The sequence below is a fragment of the Neisseria sp. P0008.S010 genome, from assembly GCF_051962715.1.
GTDB classification, from domain to species: Bacteria; Pseudomonadota; Gammaproteobacteria; order Burkholderiales; family Neisseriaceae; genus Neisseria; species Neisseria elongata.
Map to the genome: position 1 here is coordinate 1 of NZ_JBQCVA010000355.1, position 254 is coordinate 254.

The following is a 254-nucleotide window of genomic DNA, read 5'->3' on the forward strand; positions in this document are numbered from 1 at the left end:
CAAGGTTAAGCCCGGGCTTTTCACATCTAACTTATATATCCGCCTACGCACCCTTTACGCCCAGTTATTCCGATTAACGCTCGCACCCTACGTATTACCGCGGCTGCTGGCACGTAGTTAGCCGGTGCTTATTCCTTGGGTACTCTCATACTCATCTGCTATTCACAAACAAGCTTTGCTCCCCAATAAAAGAACTTTACAACCCGAAGGCCTTCTTCATTCACGCGGCGTTGCTGGATCAGGGTTTCCCCCAT

Annotated in this window: 1 rRNA gene; it reads right to left on the minus strand. The window is 49.6% G+C overall.

The window, feature by feature from the left end:
* A 16S ribosomal RNA gene (locus ACTHSL_RS13895) occupies nt 1–254 on the minus strand; the annotation flags it as partial.